General features: G+C 73.3%; 16 protein-coding genes. 5 read left to right on the plus strand and 11 right to left on the minus strand.

All coding sequences use genetic code 11. From position 1 onward, the window contains the following. Entirely contained in the window at positions 1–1404 is a 1404-nt protein-coding gene (locus tag ACGFSC_RS31075) for a hypothetical protein (RefSeq protein ID WP_359896851.1), read from the plus strand. Positions 1405–1637: 233 nt separating this feature from the next. After that, entirely contained in the window at positions 1638–2516 is an 879-nt protein-coding gene (locus ACGFSC_RS31080) for a LysR family transcriptional regulator (RefSeq protein ID WP_359896849.1), read from the plus strand. Between the two features lie 76 nt (positions 2517–2592). Here ACGFSC_RS31080 and ACGFSC_RS31085 read toward each other — a convergent pair whose 3' ends face one another. Then, positions 2593–2916 (minus strand): antibiotic biosynthesis monooxygenase, encoded by a 324-nt coding sequence (locus ACGFSC_RS31085; protein ID WP_117487522.1) that lies wholly within the window; start codon positions 2914–2916, stop codon positions 2593–2595. A gap of 102 nt (positions 2917–3018) precedes the next feature. Continuing rightward, entirely contained in the window at positions 3019–3456 is a 438-nt protein-coding gene (locus ACGFSC_RS31090) for a cupin (protein ID WP_359907142.1), read from the minus strand. A gap of 20 nt (positions 3457–3476) precedes the next feature. Between ACGFSC_RS31090 and ACGFSC_RS31095 the strand changes: the two genes are divergently transcribed. Further along, positions 3477–3968, plus strand: a complete 492-nt coding sequence (locus tag ACGFSC_RS31095; RefSeq protein WP_380352564.1) for a MarR family winged helix-turn-helix transcriptional regulator — start codon at positions 3477–3479, stop codon at positions 3966–3968. A 14-nt stretch (positions 3969–3982) separates the two neighbouring features. On the opposite strand, the gene ACGFSC_RS31100 is transcribed toward ACGFSC_RS31095, so the two are convergent. Both ACGFSC_RS31100 and ACGFSC_RS31105 read right to left on the minus strand, forming a co-directional pair. Then, the gene (locus ACGFSC_RS31100) at positions 3983–4462 is read right to left on the minus strand and encodes a hypothetical protein (RefSeq protein ID WP_359907147.1); all 480 of its coding nucleotides are present in this window, start codon (positions 4460–4462) and stop codon (positions 3983–3985) included. 44 nt (positions 4463–4506) lie between these two features. Next, a complete protein-coding gene (locus ACGFSC_RS31105; protein WP_359907149.1) occupies positions 4507–6579 on the minus strand; it encodes an MFS transporter in 2073 nt (690 codons plus the stop codon). Positions 6580–7016: 437 nt separating this feature from the next. On the opposite strand from ACGFSC_RS31105, the gene ACGFSC_RS31110 reads away from it, so the two are divergent. Continuing rightward, positions 7017–8237, plus strand: coding sequence for a hypothetical protein (locus ACGFSC_RS31110; RefSeq protein ID WP_359907152.1), 1221 nt, complete (start codon positions 7017–7019; stop codon positions 8235–8237). 56 nt (positions 8238–8293) lie between these two features. Here ACGFSC_RS31110 and ACGFSC_RS31115 read toward each other — a convergent pair whose 3' ends face one another. From ACGFSC_RS31115 to ACGFSC_RS31130, 4 genes are all read right to left on the minus strand, one after another. Next, positions 8294–8878, minus strand: coding sequence for a TMEM165/GDT1 family protein (locus ACGFSC_RS31115; protein WP_359907155.1), 585 nt, complete (start codon positions 8876–8878; stop codon positions 8294–8296). 324 nt (positions 8879–9202) lie between these two features. After that, a complete protein-coding gene (locus tag ACGFSC_RS31120; protein ID WP_359907158.1) occupies positions 9203–9988 on the minus strand; it encodes an ABC transporter permease in 786 nt (261 codons plus the stop codon). Between the two features lie 117 nt (positions 9989–10105). Next, a complete protein-coding gene (locus tag ACGFSC_RS31125; RefSeq protein WP_359907159.1) occupies positions 10106–11737 on the minus strand; it encodes a phospholipid carrier-dependent glycosyltransferase in 1632 nt (543 codons plus the stop codon). A 187-nt stretch (positions 11738–11924) separates the two neighbouring features. Beyond that, the gene (locus ACGFSC_RS31130) at positions 11925–13229 is read right to left on the minus strand and encodes an MFS transporter (protein ID WP_359907161.1); all 1305 of its coding nucleotides are present in this window, start codon (positions 13227–13229) and stop codon (positions 11925–11927) included. 144 nt (positions 13230–13373) lie between these two features. On the opposite strand from ACGFSC_RS31130, the gene ACGFSC_RS31135 reads away from it, so the two are divergent. After that, complete coding sequence (locus tag ACGFSC_RS31135; protein ID WP_359907163.1) at positions 13374–13955, plus strand: MarR family transcriptional regulator; 582 nt, start codon at positions 13374–13376, stop codon at positions 13953–13955. Positions 13956–14079: 124 nt separating this feature from the next. Here ACGFSC_RS31135 and ACGFSC_RS31140 read toward each other — a convergent pair whose 3' ends face one another. From ACGFSC_RS31140 to ACGFSC_RS31150, 3 genes are all read right to left on the minus strand, one after another. Beyond that, complete coding sequence (locus tag ACGFSC_RS31140) at positions 14080–15903, minus strand: glycosyl hydrolase family 18 protein (protein ID WP_359907166.1); 1824 nt, start codon at positions 15901–15903, stop codon at positions 14080–14082. Positions 15904–16217: 314 nt separating this feature from the next. After that, positions 16218–16844: a hypothetical protein gene (locus ACGFSC_RS31145; protein WP_359907169.1), complete on the minus strand. Its 627-nt coding sequence runs from the start codon at positions 16842–16844 to the stop codon at positions 16218–16220. A 123-nt stretch (positions 16845–16967) separates the two neighbouring features. Next, the gene (locus ACGFSC_RS31150) at positions 16968–17528 is read right to left on the minus strand and encodes a DoxX family protein (protein ID WP_359907172.1); all 561 of its coding nucleotides are present in this window, start codon (positions 17526–17528) and stop codon (positions 16968–16970) included.

Here is a 17528-nt window from a genome sequence, read left to right on the forward strand (position 1 = left end):
GTGACAACCGCGCACGGAGCCCCGCCCGACCACGACCACGCCGTACCGCGAGCCCGCCGCCCGGGGCGGGAGCCGGTCACCGACGAGACGGTCGCCCGGCTCCGGGCCCCGGCCCGCACCGACCCCGCCTCGGGCCTGCCCGCGCTGGCCGCAGCGCTGAGGGGCCGGGCCTACGGCGAGCCCCGGCCCCGGCCCGAGGAGGCCGTCCCGTTCCTGGAGGAGTCCGCCGGCATCTACCGCGCCCTGGTCGCCGACGGCGGCACCGAACACCTGGCCGCTGCCGCCCGCGCGCTGTCCTCCCTCGCCCTGCACCACTCCCGGGCGCACGCCGACGGTCCCGCCCTCGCCGCCCGGCAGGAGGCGGCCGACCTGGCCCGGCGCGCCGAAGCGGACCAGCCGGTGGAGGGCTTCGGCCAGGCCGCCGTCCTGCACGCCGACCTCGCCCACGGCCTCGCCGAGGCGGGACGGTTCGACGAGGCCGTGGACGCCGCCCGCGCGGTGGCCGACCGCTCCCTGGCGGTGACCGAGGCCGGCGGGAGCGACCTGACGTGGCGACTGCTCGACCTCACCGTGCTGCTCCGCCTCGCGGACCGCACCGAGGAGGCCGTGGCCATCGAACACGAGGCCCTCGCCTGGCTGCGCGAGGGCCGCACGGAACCGGCCCGCAGTCCCGTCCCGGCCCTACGGGCGGCCGGCGCCGCCCTGTGGTTCGCCGATCTGGGCCGCACCGAACAGTCGCACCGGCTGCTCGCGGACGCCGCCCGCTCCTGCGAGCGCCTGCCCGCCCGCGGCGACGCCGGCGACTTCGGCTTCAACGAGGGCCTGCGGAGCGCCTTGTTCGCCCGCTCCGGCGTACGGGACGAACAGGCCGCGGCCGACGCCCCGGACCCGCTCGCGCTCGGCGTCGACCCGGGACGGCGCCTCCAACCGGTGCTGGGCCTGGACCTCCACCACTGGTCCTTCAGCCTGCGCGCGTCCTTCGAGGACGGACTGGTCACCCTCGCGCGGGCCGTCGAGGCCATCACGGGCACGCCCGAGCCCACCGACCGCCTGCCCGACGAGGAGGGCCCGTCCGAGCAAGCCGACGGCTCACTGCCCCTGCCGGAGGACCGCGACCTGCTCGCCACCCTCGGCACCCTCACCCGGCGGCTCGACCTGCGCCGGGCGGTCCGTGGAGACCATCCCAGCTACTACGCCCACCTCACGCTCCCCCGACTGCGGCGGAGCGTCCGGATCGAACGCCGCCTCCACGCGACCGGCCCCGCCCACGACACCCGGCGCCTGGTCAGGGCGCTCACCGACCTGGCCATGGCCCAACTCGTCCACGGCGACCACGCCGAGGCGACCGGCACCCTGCACGAGGCCCACGCCCTCGCCGTACGGACGGAGAACCCGGCCGGGTGACCACCGCCCCCGGTGCTCCGCCCGGCACCCACCGGCCGGGGCAGCGAGGAGGAGTCCCCTGCTCGCTGCAGGAGCCCGAAGCCGGGCCTGCGGGCCGCGGCCGGGCAGCACGCGGCCCGCCGAAGCCACCGAACCGGCCGGAATCCCCATCCACCCCCCGGTACACCCCCGTACCCTGTCCCGCAGCACTCGCACGGGCACGGTACGGACCTTCGGGGGAACCGGGGAAACCAGTGGAACTACGTCAGTTGCGCGTCTTCGACGCCGTCGTCACCCACCGCACCGTCACCGGCGCGGCCGTGGCACTCGGACTCGCCCCGGCCTCCGTCTCCGAACAGGTCCGCACCCTCGAACACAGCCTCGGCACCGACCTGTTCGACCGAGCCAGGCACGACCTGACCCTCACCTCGGCCGGGGAACGACTACTGCCCTGGTCCCGACGGCTCCTCGACCAGGCCGAACAGGCCCGCCGCGAGGTCGTCGTGACCCGGACCCGCCTGCGCCTCGGCGTCCTGGCGGCCGTCGCCGCCACCCACCTCCCGACCGTCCTGGCCCGCCTCACCGACCGCCGCCCCGGTCTGGACATATCCCTCCACACCGACGCCACCCGGGACGTCCTGCTCGACGGCGTCGCCGCCGGAGCCCTGGAAGCGGCCCTCGTCCTCGACGCCCCCGGCCCGCTCGGCGCACTCGGCTTCCCCCTGCCGCCCGCCCCGCTCGACCACCTCGATCTCCAGGCCGTCCACCTCGCCCTGGTCGCCGCCCCCACCCACCCGCTCGCCCGCGCCACCACCCTCGCCCCCGAGAACCTCCGCGGCCACCGCCTCCTCGTCGACACCCCCGCCTGCTCCTACCACCTCGCCGGCGAACGCCTCCTCGGCCACCACGTCCAACGCCTCCGCACCGGCGCCGTCCCCACCACCCGCGCCTGCGCCGCACAGGGCCTCGGCATCGCCCTCCTCCCCACCCACGCCGTCCACGACCACCTCGCCACCGGCGTCCTCACCCGCCTCCCCCTCGACCCCCCGCCCCTCCATCTCCGCCTCCTCTGGCGCGCCGACCACGCGCCCCTCCCCGCCCTGCGCCCCCTCCTTCGCACCACCCCGGCCTGAACTCCCCCGGGCCCTCGAACAGCAGCGCGCCCCGGGGTTCCGCGGAACCCCGGGGCGCGCTGCTGCCGGACGAACCTCAGGCCTTGGGGCCCGCCGACTGGACGACCTCGAAGGACCAGAGGGTGGAGCCGGAGGCGGCGGGGCGCTTGGGGGCCTCGCCGGAGGGGCCGTTCTGGTGGGCCGCCTTCATCGGGCCCTCCATCCAGGCCTTGAAGTCCTCCTCGCTGCGCCAGCGGGTGTAGACGAGGTACTGGTCGGTGCCCTCGACGGGGCGGAGGAGCTCGAACCACTCGAAGCCGTCCGAGTTCTCCACCGCGCCGGCGCGGGAGGCGAAGCGCTGCTCCAGCACCTCGCGCTGCTCGGCCGGCACCGTCAGCACGTTGATCTTGACGACGGACATGGGGCTCCTTCTGCTCCGGGGACTGCTTACGGCAGCAGTCTGCTACACCTCACGGCCGGGGCGGGCCTCCGGCCGTCCCCCGTGGGCGCGGGCGGGCCGGGCTCAGGCGATCCACGGCGGCAGGACGCGCTGGTCGTCGCGCGGGGCGAGGCCGCAGGCGCCCTCGGGGGTGCGGGCGTCGGGGTTGTAGGCGTGGGCGGGGGACGGGGAGGCGACGACGGCGGTGAAGCCGTCGGTGGTGGCGATCTGCCGGACGGTGTCGGCGGGGAGGACGGCGGTGTCGCCGGCGGCGAGGGTGAAGGCCTCCCCGGCCAGGTCGACCCGGGCGGCGCCGGTGAGCAGGGTCCAGACCTGCTCGGTGTCCATGGCGTGCAGCGGGCCCTTGGTGTCGGCGGCCATGTCGACGTGCCAGACGGCGAGGGCGGCGGAGCCCTGGGTGGGCGAGGCGTAGGTGGTCATGACGGCGTTCGGGGTCGCGGTGCGGCGGGCGTCGGTCCGGCGGATCACGGGCATGGTGAAGGAACCCCCTAAGATGGTCAATGAAGTTGTCTATATGGTCAATGAGGTTGTCTATCGTGTCAAGTGAAGCGCCCCCGCCGGGCTTCGAGCTGCCGCTGCGCCTGCTGCTCGCCTTCCGGACGATCATCGACGAGCTGCACGAGCGCATCGCCCGCGAGGGCCATCCCGACCTGCGCCCGATGCACGGCTTCGTCTTCCAGGCGATCGGCCCGCACGGCACCACCGCCTCCGAACTCGGACGCCGCCTCGGCGTCACCAAGCAGGCGGCGGGCAAGACCGTCGACAACCTGGAGCAGCTCGGCTACGTCGAGCGCGCCGCGGACCCCTCCGACACCCGGCGCAAGCTGGTCCGGCTCACCGGGCGCGGGGTGGACTGCCTGGTCCGCTCCGCCCGGATCTTCGACGAGCTGCGCGAGGAGTGGGCCGCGACCCTGGGCGAGGAGCAGCTGCGGCAGCTGGAGGACGGCCTGCGCCGGCTCGCCCCCGGCGACCCGTTCCGCCTCGACACCCCGCGCTGGTTCGGGGCGCCGTAACCCCGGCACCGAGGTCAGGACCCGGGGAGCCCGAGGGTCGCGAGGGTCTGGTTCTTGTACGCCTTCACGCCGGTGATCTCGGCGCCGAACCACTCCGGCGCCGAGAACGCCTCCGCCTCGGCCTCCGAACCGAACTCGACCTCGACGGTGCGCAGCCCGGCCAGCTCCCCCTGGTAGACGTCCGCGTAGACGGTGACGCCGGACGCCTCGAAGGTGTAGCGGTCCTTGACCAGGCGGGCGCCCTCGGTGGCCGGCCAGAGCTCGGTGAACTCCCGCTCCCCGAGCTCGCGTTCCACCTCGATCCGGACCGGCGCGCCGGCCGAGGAGTCCTTGCGCTTGACACCGAGGACGCAGCTGCCGGCGATCCGCCGCAGCCGCACCTCCGTCCCGTCGTCCTTGATCGCGATGTACCCCTGCTCGATGCGCTGCCGCACCGCCGTGCCCGGCGGCTCGAAGGCCTCCAGCAGGAACTTGCGCTCGATTTCGAGCGGCATGCCGCACCACCCTTCCCTGCCGCACCCGACAGGCCGACGCACGGTCAGAACGACCGCCCCTCCCCACGGTACGGCGGCTCCGGCCCCGAGGAGTCCGGCCGGTCCCGCAGGTCCGCGCAGAGCGAGGAGCTGAGCCGGTTGAGCACCCCGGCGAGCTCGGCGTACCGCTCCTCGTCCCAGTCCCCCAGCAGCTCGGCGAGCTGGGCGCGCCGGGCGGCGACCAGCCGCAGCGCCACCTCCTCCCCCGGTTCGGTGAGCCGCAGCGGCAGCCCGCCGGACCGCACCGCCAGCCCCCGGCCCTCCACCTCCCGGGCGGCCTCCTCGACGACGGCCACCGGGACGATCCGCCGCTCGGCCAGTTCGGCCGGCTCGACCGAGCCGTGCTGGTGCATCTGGAGGAGCAGCCAGCTGGAGGCGGGCCGCAGGTCCAGTCCGGCGGTCTCGGTGATCCGCCGGAAGAGGTCGCGCCGGGCCTCGCGACTGTTCAGCACCGAGAGCGCGCGGGCGATCTCGTCCAGCGAACTGCGCTCGACCGGATTGACGCCGATGGACTCGCTGAGGTCCGGCCCGGTGACTGCGGAGCGCAGCTTCTGTTCGCGCAGGAACAGCGACAGCACGAAGGCGACCACCGCGACCGGCACCGCGTACAGGAACACCCTAGTGATCGACTCGGCGTACGCGTGGTAGACCGCCGGCTGGACGGCGGCCGGCAGTTGGGGGATGACCCGCGGGTCGGCGGTGATGGCCTCCGGCTGGAAGCCGGGCGGCAGCGGCACCCCCGCCAGCGCGTCGGCGAGCCGGCTGCGCAGGCCGCTGGCGAAGACCGTCCCGAAGATGGAGACGCCGAAGGAGGCCCCGATGGAGCGGAAGAAGGTGGCGCCCGCGGTGGCCACGCCGAGGTCCTCGTAGCCGACCGAGTTCTGCACGATCAGCACCAGCACCTGCATCACCAGGCCCAGCCCGAGGCCGAAGACCAGGAAGTAGAAGCTCATCTCGGCGGTGCTGCTGTGCTCGTCCAGCCGGGAGAGCAGCAGCAGCCCGACGGTGGTCACGGCCGTCCCGGCGATCGGGAAGATCCGGTAGTGGCCGGTGCGGGCGACGATCTGGCCGGAGCCGATCGAGGTGAGCAGCATGCCGAGCACCATCGGCAGCATGTGGATGCCGGACATGGTCGGCGAGACCCGCTGGACCACCTGGAGGAAGGTCGGCAGGTAGGTCAGCGCGCCGAACATCGCGAAGCCGATGACGAAGGAGATCACCGCGACCAGGCTGAACGTCCGCGAGCGGAACAGCCGCAGCGGCAGCACCGGCTCCACCGCGGTCCGCTCGACCAGGACGAAGGCGAGCAGCAGCACCAGGCCGAGCACGCCGAGGCCGACGATCTGCCAGGAGGTCCAGGCCCAGGTGGTCCCGCCGAGCGAGGTCATCAGCACCAGGCAGGTGGCGACGGCGGCGATCAGGACGGTGCCGAGGTAGTCGATCCGGTGCTCGCGCCGGACCTCCCGCCCGTGCAGCACCGTCGCGATCACCACCAGGGCGACGATGCCGATCGGCAGGTTGATGTAGAAGACCCAGCGCCAGCTGAGGTGGTCGACGAACACTCCGCCGAGCAGCGGCCCGAGCACGCTGGTGACGCCGAACACGGCACCGAAGAGGCCCTGGTAGCGGCCGCGGTCCCGGGGGGCGACGAGGTCGCCGACGATCGCCTGGGAGAGCACCATCAGCCCGCCGCCGCCCAGGCCCTGGAGCGCGCGGAAGGCGATCAGTTCGCCCATGTTCTGGGCGATCCCGCACAGCACCGAACCGAGCAGGAAGATCACGATGGAGGCCTGGAAGAAGCGCTTCCGGCCGTACATGTCGCCGAGCTTGCCCCACAGCGGGGTCGCGGCGGTGGAGGCCAGCAGGTAGGCGGTGACCACCCAGGAGAGGTGGTCGAGGCCACCGAGGTCGCTGACGATGGTCGGCAGCGCGGTGGAGACGATGGTCTGGTCGAGTGCGGCCAGCAGCATCGCCAGCAGCAGGGCGCCGATCGGCACCCAGAGGTTGGGGACGGTGACCGCCGGCGGGCCGCTCCCGGCCGCGGTGCTCCGGTCGGACGCGGCGTGCGGCTCCGTCATGACGTCTCCGTCATGGCTTCTCCCTCATGGCTTCTCCGTCGGCCATGGCTTCTCCGTCGACATCACGACGTCTCCGTGGGCATGGCGTCTCCGTGGGGGGTCGCGGGCCCGTCGGCCGGGCCGGGCAGATGATCACTCCCAGCTCACAACGCTCGCTGGTTCGTCCCGATTTGTTCCACCGGGTTGAGCCGAGCGTAAGCGCCGGGGACAACCGCCGCGCCCCGGGCGTTCTCCGGAGAGCCAACCGGCACCAATCGGCACAACCTCCCCGCGGGGGGACGGACGCCCCTGTCCACCCTTCGGGCGGTCCTGCATAATCAGGCGCGATCGTGCGCCCGGTTCCGCCCGGACGGCGCACCGAACGACCGAACGACCGAACAGCCCGACGACCGAACAGCCGCCCGCGAAGTCGACGCGAAACCGAGGAGGACCGGCCGATGCCGGACCAGCACTGCCCGACGTGCGGCACCGCACGCTCCACCGGGTGCGGCTGCCTCCCGGACCCGAGCCTCACCGAGACCGCCGTCCTGCCCCACATCGAGGGCCCGCCACTGGTCCGCCCGTACGTCCCGCAGACCGCCGACCAGCTGGCCGACGAGACCCACCCGAACGCACCGGTGGTGGACCCGTTCGCGACCACGGTGCTGCCGCCCGCACCCCCGGGGCAGCCCGGGCCGCCGGCCGCTCCGCCGCTCGGACCGGACGCGGACGCGTACGCCACCACCGTGCTGCCGCCCGTCGCCCCGGGGCAGGCCCCGTTCGGGCCGGGCGCCGGTGCCCACCCGGGCACCGACGGCTACCCGGCAGGCGACGGCTACCCGGACCTCGGCGCCCACCCGGAGGCGTACGCCACCACCCTGCTGCCGCCGGTGCCGCCCTCGGGGCCGGCCGGGAACGAGATCGGCCTCTTCGCCTTCGGGCAGGCGCCGGACCCCGGGCCCGCCTCGAACGCCGGCCGGGGCCCGAACGCCGGCCAGGCCGTACCCGGGCCGGGGGCCGGTGGCGGACGGGCCGCCAGAAGGGCGGCCGAACAGGCCGACCGGCACCCGCTCGCCCGGCGCAAGGGGCTGCTCGCCGGGGTCGGCGCCGCCCTGGTGGCGCTCACCATCGGTGTCGCGTACGCCGTGACGCCCTCCAAGGAGCCGTCGGCCAAGCAGGCGCAGCCGCTGCCGACGACCACCCTGGCGCCCGCGCCGGTGGACCCGCCCACCCTGGCGACACCCGTTCCGAGCGCCGCGGCGCCGACCAGCGAGGCACCGAGCCCCACACCCACCCCCACCCGCAAGCCCAGCCCGACGAAGACGGCCACCCCGCCCCCGATCGCCACGCCGACCGCCGAGGCACCGGCCGCTCCCCCCGCCGCGGCCCCCACGCCGACCGCGCCGGCGCCGAGCACCCCCACCCCGACCCCGACGCCCACCGCCACCTCGACGCCGCGGGTCCTGCAGTACGGAATGAGCGGCCCCGACGTCACAGCCCTCCAGCAGAAGCTCGCCGTCGTCGTCTGCTGGGCGAGTGTGCCGGTGACCGGGCAGTACGACGACACCACCGTGAACACCGTCGGCTACGTCCAGTGGATGTGGGACGTCAAGGGCGACAAGCGGGGCATCTTCGGCCCCAACACCCGTGCTGCCCTGGACAAGCACAGCACCTGCTGACCGGAACTGCCCGGCCGGCGGTCACCCCTCGGGCCGACCGCCGGTCGTCCCCCGGATCAGCCGGTGATCGCCCCGAAGATGCTGATGCCCGCCAGCACGACCATGATCGTCGCCGCCACCCGGATGATCAGCTTCATCGGCACGTACTTGAGCAGCTTCTGCCCACCCACGATGGCGACCCCGCCGACCGCGCACAGCGCCAGCCAGGAGCCGAGGCCGACGGCCAGCGGGTCGGCGTACTTGGCGGCCAGGTTGGCGGTCATGATCTGGGTCAGGTCACCGAACTCGGCGATCGCGACGACCACGAAGCTGGCCCCGGCCACCTTCCAGAAGCTGTTCGAGGACGGCTCCTTGGCCGCGTGCTCGTCCTCCTCCTCGCCGCCGTGGAACAGCAGCATCGCCGCGCCGACCAGGAACAGCAGGCCGGTGACGCCCTCCACCCAGCGGTGCGGCAGCAGCGTGAGCAGGTGCCCGGCGACGAGCGCGAGGCCCACTTGGAGGGCGAAGGCGGCGGCGATGCCCGCGAAGACGTAGCTCGCGCGGTACTTGGTGCCGAGCACCAGGCTGGCCAGCGCGGTCTTGTCCGGCAGTTCGGCCAGGAAGATGATGCCGAAGGTCAACGCGGCAACGGTGATACTCATAGGAGTCCTCGGTCGGGCTGCCCGGCCTCCGCAGGTCCGTCAGGGGACGCTTCGGCCCGACAGCACTGGTCATGGTCACAGCACTGCGGCCGAAGGTCTCGCCGGCACCGCTCATCGAGCGGTACCCCGGGCGCCGGGCCCCTGGGGGCCAGTATGTCGACGGTCCGGTGGAGGGCTACTCCCCTTCAACGGCCCCAAGCGTACCCGACGGCGTCGACCGACCCGCCCCGGGAGATCCACCGAGGTCGACGGGGATCCATGGAGATCGACGGAGTCCGACGGCGGCCAACGGCGCTCGACGGCGGCCAACGGCGCTCGACCCGCCTACCGGGCGCCCCCGTCCGGCTCGGCCGCGATCAGCCCGCGCCCGACCAGTTCCAGTACCACCACGATCGCCACCGACTCCACCGCCAGCAACCCGATCAGCACGAACAGCTGCACCGCCCCCGCCTGGACCGGCGAGGCCCCGCCCAGCAGCATCCCGACGAAGGCCCCGGGCAGGGTGACCAGGCCGACCGTCCGGGTCTGGTCCAGCGCCGGGACGAGCGAGGTCGCCGCCGCCGTCCGGCAGATCTCCAGCCGGGCGTCGCGGTCCTCGAAGCCGAGCGCCAGTGCCGCCTCCACCTCGCCGCGCCGCAGCCGCAGCTCGTCCAGGGCGCGCCGCCCGGCCAGCGAGGTCGCGCTGAGCGCCCCGCCGATCAGGATGCCCGCGACCGGGATGACGGACAGGCCCTCGGGCGGCAGCAGCCCGACGCCCAGCAGCAGGGCGAGCACCGGCAGCACCCCGGCGCCGATCGGGGCGGCCGCCCAGACCCAGGCCGGGCCCGGGGTCATCCGCCGTCCGGCGGTGCGCACCGCGACCGAGAACATCAGCACCACGAACAGCGCCGACCACCAGAGCGAAGCGACCACCCAGCTGATCACCGCGGCGACGGCGGCCAGCTGCACCACGGCGCGCAGCCCGGCCCGCAGCACGGCGTGCCCGTGGCCGAGCAGTCCCCGCCCGGCCACCGCGACGGCGGCCAGCAGCAGCACGGCGGTGACCACCCCGAGCACCGGGGTGACCGGCAGCAGCTGGCCGCCGGAGGCCGCCAGGTCCGCCGGGGCCATCAGATCCGGCCCCTTCGGATCCGACCCGCACAGATCCCACCCGTGCAGATCCGACTAGCGCAGATCCGACTCGCGCAGATCCAATCCGTCCAGATCCGGCCCATCGGGCGCGGGCCCTCAGATCCAGCTGGTGAACCACATCCGGTCCTGCCAGGACGACATCGGGATCACCTCCGCCGTGTACAGCGGGTAGAAGAAGGCGAAGCAGCCGACGATCGCGAGCACGATCGCCCCGGCCCCGATCGCCCCGATCCGGCGTCGCTCGGGGGTGCACCCGGGCGGGCCGAGCACCGCCCCGAGCATCTGGGCGACGGCCAGGCACAGGAACGGCACCAGCACGACCATGTAGAAGGAGAAGATCGTCCGCTCCTGGTACCGGAACCAGGGCAGGTAGATCCCGGCCACCGCGCACAGCACCGCGCCCGAGCGCCAGTCCCGCCGGAAGAACCAGCGCCACAGCAGGTAGACCAGCGCGAAGCAGGCCGTCCACCACAGGAAGGGCGTACCGAGGCCGAGGATCTGCGAGGCGCAGCCGCCCGAGGAGGTGCACCCGCGCTGCCCGTACGGGATCTGCTCCCAGTACATCGAGACGGGGCGGCCGTCGACCAGCCAGGCGAAGGGGTTGGACTGGTAGGTGTGCGGGGTGCTCAGACCGGTATTGAAGTCGTACATCTGCGAGTGGTAGTGCCACAGGCTGCGCAGCGAGGCGGGCACCCAGCTCATCGGGACCTGCGGCAGCGGGATGCCGAGGACGCTGTCCGGGGAGAGCCCGGCGCGCCCGTCGGCCCAGTGCCGGTCGTAGCCGCCCCCGCCGGTCGGGCCGGAGCCGCCGGTGGCGAGCCAGCCGCTCCAGGCGCCGACGTACACCACCACGGCGGAGCCGACCATGGCGAGGAAGGCGGGGACGGCGTCCCGGCGCAGCATGGAACGCCAGGGGCGGCGGGCGCCGGCGGCGCGGCGGCCGGACTGGTCCCACAGGACGGTCAGGACGCCGAAGGCGGCGAGGATCGGGGCGCCGTTCCACTTGACCGCGCAGGCGGCGCCGAGGAGCAGCCCGGCGGCGATCCGCCAGGGGCGCCACCCGAGCCGGACGGCGTCACCGCCGACGGTCTCGGCGGCGACGGCGAGCCGGGCGCGGACGTGGTCGCGGTCGATCAGCAGGCTGCCGAAGGCGGCGAGCACGAAGAACATCTGGATGCCGTCGAGCAGGCCGACCCGGCTCATCACCAGTTGGAGGCCGTCCACCGACATCAGCAGCGCGGCGGTGCAGCCGATCAGGGTGGAGCCGAAGAGGCGGCGGCCGATCCGGGCCAGCATCAGCACGGTGACGGTGCCGAGCAGGGCGGTCATGAACCGCCAGCCGAAGGGGTTCAGTCCGAACAGTTGCTCGCCGACCGCCATCACCCATTTGCCGAGCGGCGGGTGGGCGATGAACTCGGGCGCGGAGGTCAGCGGGATCGCCTGCGGGGCGGACAGGATGTCGGCGTTGGCGTGGTCGGGCCAGGTGCCCTCGTAGCCCTGCTGGAGCAGGGACCAGGCGTCCTTGGGGTAGTACGTCTCGTCGAAGACGAAGGAGTCGGGGTGGCCGAGGTTCCAGAACCGCAGCAGGCCGGCGAAGAGCGCCACGGCGATCGGTCCGAGCCAGCCGGAGCGGTCGGCCGCCCAGCGAACCAGGCCCCCGCGCGGGGCCGGTGCCGGGGCGGCGGTGGCCGGGGCCGCCGGTGGGTGCGTGAGCGCCGCTTGCGTCATAGCCTCGCCGATTCGCCTGTCTGCTCTGTCCGGGTCCTGGCTCCGCCCGGGTCGTGCCGCTCCGGCCGGGGCAGGGCGGTCAACAGCCACTGACACTATGTGGCGGTGCGCGCGAAGCCAAGCGCGACGGGCGCCGACCAGGTGACCTGGTCGGCGCCCGTTTCGAACCCCCTTGCCGCCCGTTCCGCTACGCGGCGGTCTGCAGCTCCCGGACCGGGACGGTGTGGACCACGGCCGGGGCCGCGTTGTCCTGCTCCGGCGTGAGGTACGGGCGCAGCCGCAGCGCCATGGCGACGATCAGCAGCGTGGAACCCGCCATGGCCGCCAGGTAGAGCGGCCAGGTGCCGGAGCCGACCAGCAGCACGCCGACGGCCGGGCCGACCGCGATCGCGATCTGCTTCACCAGGGCGTACCCGGCGTTGTAGGTGCCGAGCAGCCGGGCCGGGGCGAGGTCCGCGACGATCGGGCCCATGGTGGGCGCGAGCAGCGACTCGCCGACGCCGAAGAGGGCGTAGATCGAGACGATGGCGACCGTGGCGGCCATGGTCTCGGTCCGTATCAGGCCGGCCACCAGGGCCATCGCCCAGGCGCCGAGCCAGACCACGCCGGCCGCGGCCATCGCGGTGGTGCGGCGGCGCTTGGCGGTGATCCGCACCATGAACATCTGCAGCACCACGATGGTCAGCGCGTTGGCGCCGATCGCGAAGCCCAGGGTGGAGGGCGCGGTGCCGACGGTGTCGGTGGCGAAGGCCGCGACGCCGGACTCGAACTGGCCGTAGCAGGTGAAGAAGATCAGCCCGGCGAGGATGCTGAGCCGCACCATCGCCTTGTCGGCGAGCAGGGCGCGCAGACCGGTCGGGCCGTCGGCCTTCCCGTGGACGGCGGTCAGCTGGGTCCTGGGCATCCGGGCGGTGCCGGTGACCAGGGCGAGGCCGAGGAACGTCACCGCCTCGATGGTGAACAGCCGGGTCAGGCTGGCCGGGTCCGACACGTTCACGATCTGCCCGCCGACCAGCGCACCGATGCCCATGCCCAGGTTGACCAGGGTGAACTGGAGCGCGAAGGCGTGCGAGCGGGTGGCCGCCGTGGAGCAGCGGACGATCATCGTGGCGAGCGCCGGCTGGCAGGTGGTGACACCGGCGCCGAACAGGAAGGAGGAGACCAGCAGGGCCGGGGTGCCGGTGGCGTGGCCGAAGGCGAACGCGCCGGTGGCGGCGAGCGCCGTACCGGCCAGCAGCACCGGGCGGGGACCGTACCTGTCGATGCCGCGGCCGGTGAACGGCAGGACGGCGAGGGCCGCCAGCGCGAAGACGGTGAACACCATCCCGGCCGCCAGCGAGCCCAGCCCGCGCACCTGGTCCACGTACACGAACATGTACGGCATCGTGAAGCCGCTGCCGAACGCACTGAGCGCGTTGCCGATCTGGACGCGGCGCAGCGGGCCGCCCGCTCCACGCCGCTGCTGCCTCTGCTGCTTCACCGTGCCGGTCACCGTGCACATCCCTTCCTGGTTTCAACTGGATACTCTTAAGTCCAGAAGATTTCAGAGCTAAAGTTTGACGAGATAAAGTCTTAGCACCCGAAGACTGCTGAGTCAAAGGCTTAAGGAGTGCACCCTCGTGCGACACTGGTCCGCATGACTACGGACAAGCCGCCGCCGGCTGCCGGCAAGCCCGCCCCGGCCACCCCCCTGGAGTTCGGCATCGCCGAGCAGGTGGCCCTCTACCAGCGGGAATTCCCCACCGTCGACCCCCAGGTGGAGACGATCGTGCAGACCCTCAACCGGGTCTCCCGGCGGATGGGCGTGGCGTACGACCGGCAGCTGACTGTGCTCGGAATCACCTCCGCCGAGTGGGAGGTGCTCAAGGCGCTGGTGGTGTCCGGCAGCCCGTACCGGCTCGGGCCGGGCGAGCTGGCCAAGCGCCTCGGGCTCACCCCGGCGGCGATGACGCACCGGATCGACCGGATGGTGGCGGACGGACTGGTCACCCGGGAGCGGGACGAGACCAACCGGGTGCGGGTGATCATCGAGCTCACCGAGACCGGCCGCGACAAGTGGCTGGAGTCGATGCGGATGGCCGCGGTCTTCGAGGAGGAGCTGCTCCAGGACGTCGTGGGCGAGGAGCGGACCGCGCTCTCCGCGATGCTGGGCCGGATGCTGCGGCGGATCGAGGAGAGCCGGCCGGACGCGCTCGGGCGCACCGCCGGCCTGGACTGACCCCGGGAGGCCGGGGAACGCGAAACGGGTCCGGCCCGCCGGGAGGATGCTCCTCCCGGCGGGCCGGACCCGTCGCTTCAGGTGCTGCGAGGATCCGTCAGGCCCTCGGCGGTCCGGTGGACCGTCAGCAGGGGCCGTTGTCGGTCCAGACGCCCCACTGGCCGCTCAGGCTCGGGTCGTCGCCCTTGGTCCACCACTTGTTGGTGTAGTAGTGGCCCTTCCACGAGACCTTGGTGCCGCCGGCCGCGTAGGTGGTGTTGGCGTCCCAGCTCGGGGCGGCCGGGCAGGAGGCCGGCGTGGTCGGGGTGCCGGTCGGGGTGCCCGTGGGGGTACCGGTCGGCGTACCCGTGGGGGTACCGGTCGGCGTGCCCGTGGGGGTGCCGGTGGAGGTCGGGGTCGGCGTGCCGGTCGGCGGGGCCGGGCAGGCGGACGCGGAGCCGTTGGTGGCGCTCACCATCTTGTCGAACAGGGCGGTCTTGGTGCCCAGGTCGTACAGCGAGAAGGCGAAGGAGCCGCCGAGGCCGTTGCAGTGCGCGTAGTCGAGCTTGGCCTGGATGGACTTGGCGTCCTCACCGCTCCAGAAGGTGTTGCCGTCGTAGAAGTACGTGGCCTGGGCGCCGTCGTCCCAGAAGGTCTTGGACGGGTTGTCGACGAAGCCCGCGAGCTCCTTGTACATCTGGATGCCGGGGACGTTGCCGGACATCGCCGCGCCGGCCGCCGGCTGGGTGGCGGGCTGGTACAGGCCGTGCTTGCCGTTGTCCTTCACGCCGGTCCAGCCGCGGTAGTAGAACGGCACACCCATGTTGATCTTGTTGGCGGGGAAGCCGCCGGGGATGCCGTACTCCTTGTCACCGACCGTCCACGCCTTGATCGCGTTGTCGATCGAGTACTTCCCGTTGCCCGGCTTGGCCGGGGTCGACGGGTCGTCCGGGGTCGAGTAGAGCGCGGCCTGGTGGTTGGTCGGCCCCTGGGCGTCCCAGCCGCCGTGCATGTCGTAGGTCATGACGTCGAGGAAGGTCAGGTACTGACCGACCTTGTCGGTCTCGACGTTCATGATCTTGTCCTGGCCGGCGCCGACCGCCGCCGACAGGGCGTAGGTCTTCTTGTCCGCCGCGCCCTGCGCGTCCAGCTGGGTGCGGAACTCCTTCAGCAGGGCGGTGAAGTTCTGCTTGTCCGCCGGGCTGGAGAGGTTGCCGGTGTGGCCGCCGCCGCCCGGGTACTCCCAGTCGATGTCGATGCCGTCGAAGACGCCGGCCGCCGAGCCCGGGCCGCCGAAGCCGGCGTCGCTGGGCAGGTTGCCCTTGATGAACATGTCGATGCAGGACGACACCAGGTGCTTGCGCGAGGCGTCCGTGGCGGAGGCCGGCGAGAAGTACTTGGAGTAGGTCCAACCGCCCAGCGAGAGCAGGACCTTGAGGTTCGGGTTCTTCGCCTTCAGCTTCTTCAGCTGGTTGAAGTTGCCCGCGATCGGCTGGTTCCAGACGTCGCCGACGCCGTCGACCGAGATGTCCGCGCCGAAGCTCTTCTGGTAGTCGGCGAACGCGTCGCCCGCGCCGTCACCCGCGTTGGGGTTGTTGTCGTTCCCGTCGGCGGCCTTGGTGGCCTCGAAACAGCCCAGGTCGGTCGGGTGGATGTTGGCGAAGGAGTAGATCATGTAGTCCAGGTTCTTGGCGACGCCGGTGTCCTGGATCGTCTTGGGGTAGTACGCGTTCGCGTAGACCGACCACTGGTCGAAGTAGGCGACCTTGATGCCGCCGCTGGTGGCGGGCGCGCCGGTGGAGTTGGTGGTCGCGGCGTTGGCCGCGCCGCCGCCGGACAGCGCGAGGCCGGCACCGAGCAGCAGGGAGGCGGTGGTGCCGGCCGCGATGGCGGCCATGCTCTTCGGGCGGCGACGGCGGCCGCCCTGCGGCGCCGGGGTCCCGGCCCTTTCAATGCGTGAGCGCAGCATGGGTGCGTGACTCCTGGTTGTGGGGGTTCCCGTCGTCCCGGGGGCGCGCGTCCGGGGTGGGGCCGGACGACCGGGACATGACAGGTGTGGGTGGGGAATCGAGCGGGATCAGACCATGACGGACTACCGGGATGTGCCGAACCGGCGCCCGCGGCACGAGGCCGCCGACGCCGGTTCAGGGGCTCCCTGCACCTGGGCAATAAAAATGGACTAGACCAACTCACCCGTCAAGGGGTGCCGTTGGGCCTTGAGACCCGCTTAAGGTTCCACCCCCGCGCTGAGCTGGGCCGCCGCACCCCGGGACAGCCCCGGAGTCAGTAGCGGACGGCGTTGGCCACCTCGGCCTTGACCGTGCCGGAGAGGTCCCGGTGGGCGTGCGCGGTGGCCTGGGAGCTCTGCCCGACCGCCACGTCCTGAATGGTCACCGCGGCCGCGTCCAGCACCTTGCCCGACTCGTCGGTGAAGTTCACCTGGATCACGTACCGGTACGACTGCTGCCCGTGGTTGGTGACGGTCAGCGGCACCTGCGGCTTGCCGTCCGAACCGGTGGTCACCGCCCCGGCGGTGACGTCCCCCTTCGCGTCCAGCCCGCCCTTGATCCCGGAGACGGCCGAGGAGGCCGCCGACACCGCCGCCGAGGCCTGCGCCTCGACCGAGGCGATCGCGGACCCCGCCCCGCCGGCCGCCGAACCCAGCGCCGAGGCGGCGGAGGCGACGGCGCTCGCGCCCTTCTCCACCGCGGACGCCGCCGCGGAGGCCACGCCGCTCACGGTCTTCCCGGAGGAGGAACAGCCCGCGAGCGCCGCCGCGCCGACCACCGCCGCGACCAACACCCCCGCCACCGCCCGGCGTTGGTGACGCACCGGTGGTGCGTCCAGGTCCTGCGCGGTGACCCTCGGCGGGGTCGGGGAGCTGGCTCGGGTGAGCGGCTGGCGGTTCATGCGGTCCCTCGTTTCCGGTCGGCGCCGGGCTGCCCGGCACACCTCCACGCCCACCCTCCGAGGGCCGCGGGGCCGCCGCCAGCAGGGCTGCTGCCTCCGGGTGAGCCGGGCCGGGACAGCGCGTCAGGACAGCCCCGAACCCTCCTGGGAGTCCGACTCCACCGCGGCCCGCTCCTCGCGCAGCCGCACCAGGTGACGGCGCCGCGCGACGACGCCGTACGCCCCGGCGGCGCTCGCCACGAAGGAGGCCAGGCCGAGCCACGGCCGGTCGAAGACGTGGCCGGTCAGGTGGTCCAGCGAGTACCGGCCGGCGCCCGCCAGGCCGAGCGCCAGGCCGGTCGCACCGAGGAAGGCCGGGTACTCGTAGCCGCCGGACATCGCGAAGAAGCCGGCCGGGGCGTGCACCGACACCGCGCCCGCCATCGTCCCCGCCACCACCGCGCCGGCCGCCGGGGTGGCCAGCCCGGCCACCAGCAGCGCGCCGCCGCCCGCCTCGCCGAGGCCGGCCGCCAGCGCGCTCTGCCGGGCCGGGTGGAAACCCATCTGCTCCATGGCGTGGGTGGCGCCCTCCAGGCCGCCGCCCCCGAACCAGCCGAACAGCTTCTGGGTGCCGTGCGCGATCAGCACGCCGCCGACCGCGCCGCGCAGGGCCAGCAGGCCCAGGTCCTTACGGTTCAGGCACAT

It is taken from the genome of Kitasatospora sp. NPDC048715 (assembly GCF_043198905.1).
GTDB classification, from domain to species: Bacteria; Actinomycetota; Actinomycetes; order Streptomycetales; family Streptomycetaceae; genus Kitasatospora; species Kitasatospora lactacystinica.

Bases quoted from the DNA above. Each gene is read 5' to 3' on its own strand.
- ACGFSC_RS31110 (WP_359907152.1), top strand. From the start codon at position 7,017: ATGCCGGACCAGCACTGCCCGACGTGCGGCACCGCACGCTCCACCGGG.
- ACGFSC_RS31115 (WP_359907155.1), bottom strand. From the start codon at position 8,878: ATGAGTATCACCGTTGCCGCGTTGACCTTCGGCATCATCTTCCTGGCC.
- ACGFSC_RS31125 (WP_359907159.1), bottom strand. From the start codon at position 11,737: ATGACGCAAGCGGCGCTCACGCACCCACCGGCGGCCCCGGCCACCGCC.
- ACGFSC_RS31105 (WP_359907149.1), bottom strand. From the start codon at position 6,579: ATGACGGAGCCGCACGCCGCGTCCGACCGGAGCACCGCGGCCGGGAGC.
- ACGFSC_RS31140 (WP_359907166.1), bottom strand. From the start codon at position 15,903: ATGCTGCGCTCACGCATTGAAAGGGCCGGGACCCCGGCGCCGCAGGGC.
- ACGFSC_RS31135 (WP_359907163.1), top strand. From the start codon at position 13,374: ATGACTACGGACAAGCCGCCGCCGGCTGCCGGCAAGCCCGCCCCGGCC.
- ACGFSC_RS31100 (WP_359907147.1), bottom strand. From the start codon at position 4,462: ATGCCGCTCGAAATCGAGCGCAAGTTCCTGCTGGAGGCCTTCGAGCCG.
- ACGFSC_RS31120 (WP_359907158.1), bottom strand. From the start codon at position 9,988: ATGGCCCCGGCGGACCTGGCGGCCTCCGGCGGCCAGCTGCTGCCGGTC.
- ACGFSC_RS31085 (WP_117487522.1), bottom strand. From the start codon at position 2,916: ATGTCCGTCGTCAAGATCAACGTGCTGACGGTGCCGGCCGAGCAGCGC.
- ACGFSC_RS31095 (WP_380352564.1), top strand. From the start codon at position 3,477: ATGAGGTTGTCTATCGTGTCAAGTGAAGCGCCCCCGCCGGGCTTCGAG.
- ACGFSC_RS31145 (WP_359907169.1), bottom strand. From the start codon at position 16,844: ATGAACCGCCAGCCGCTCACCCGAGCCAGCTCCCCGACCCCGCCGAGG.
- ACGFSC_RS31150 (WP_359907172.1), bottom strand. From the start codon at position 17,528: ATGTGCCTGAACCGTAAGGACCTGGGCCTGCTGGCCCTGCGCGGCGCG.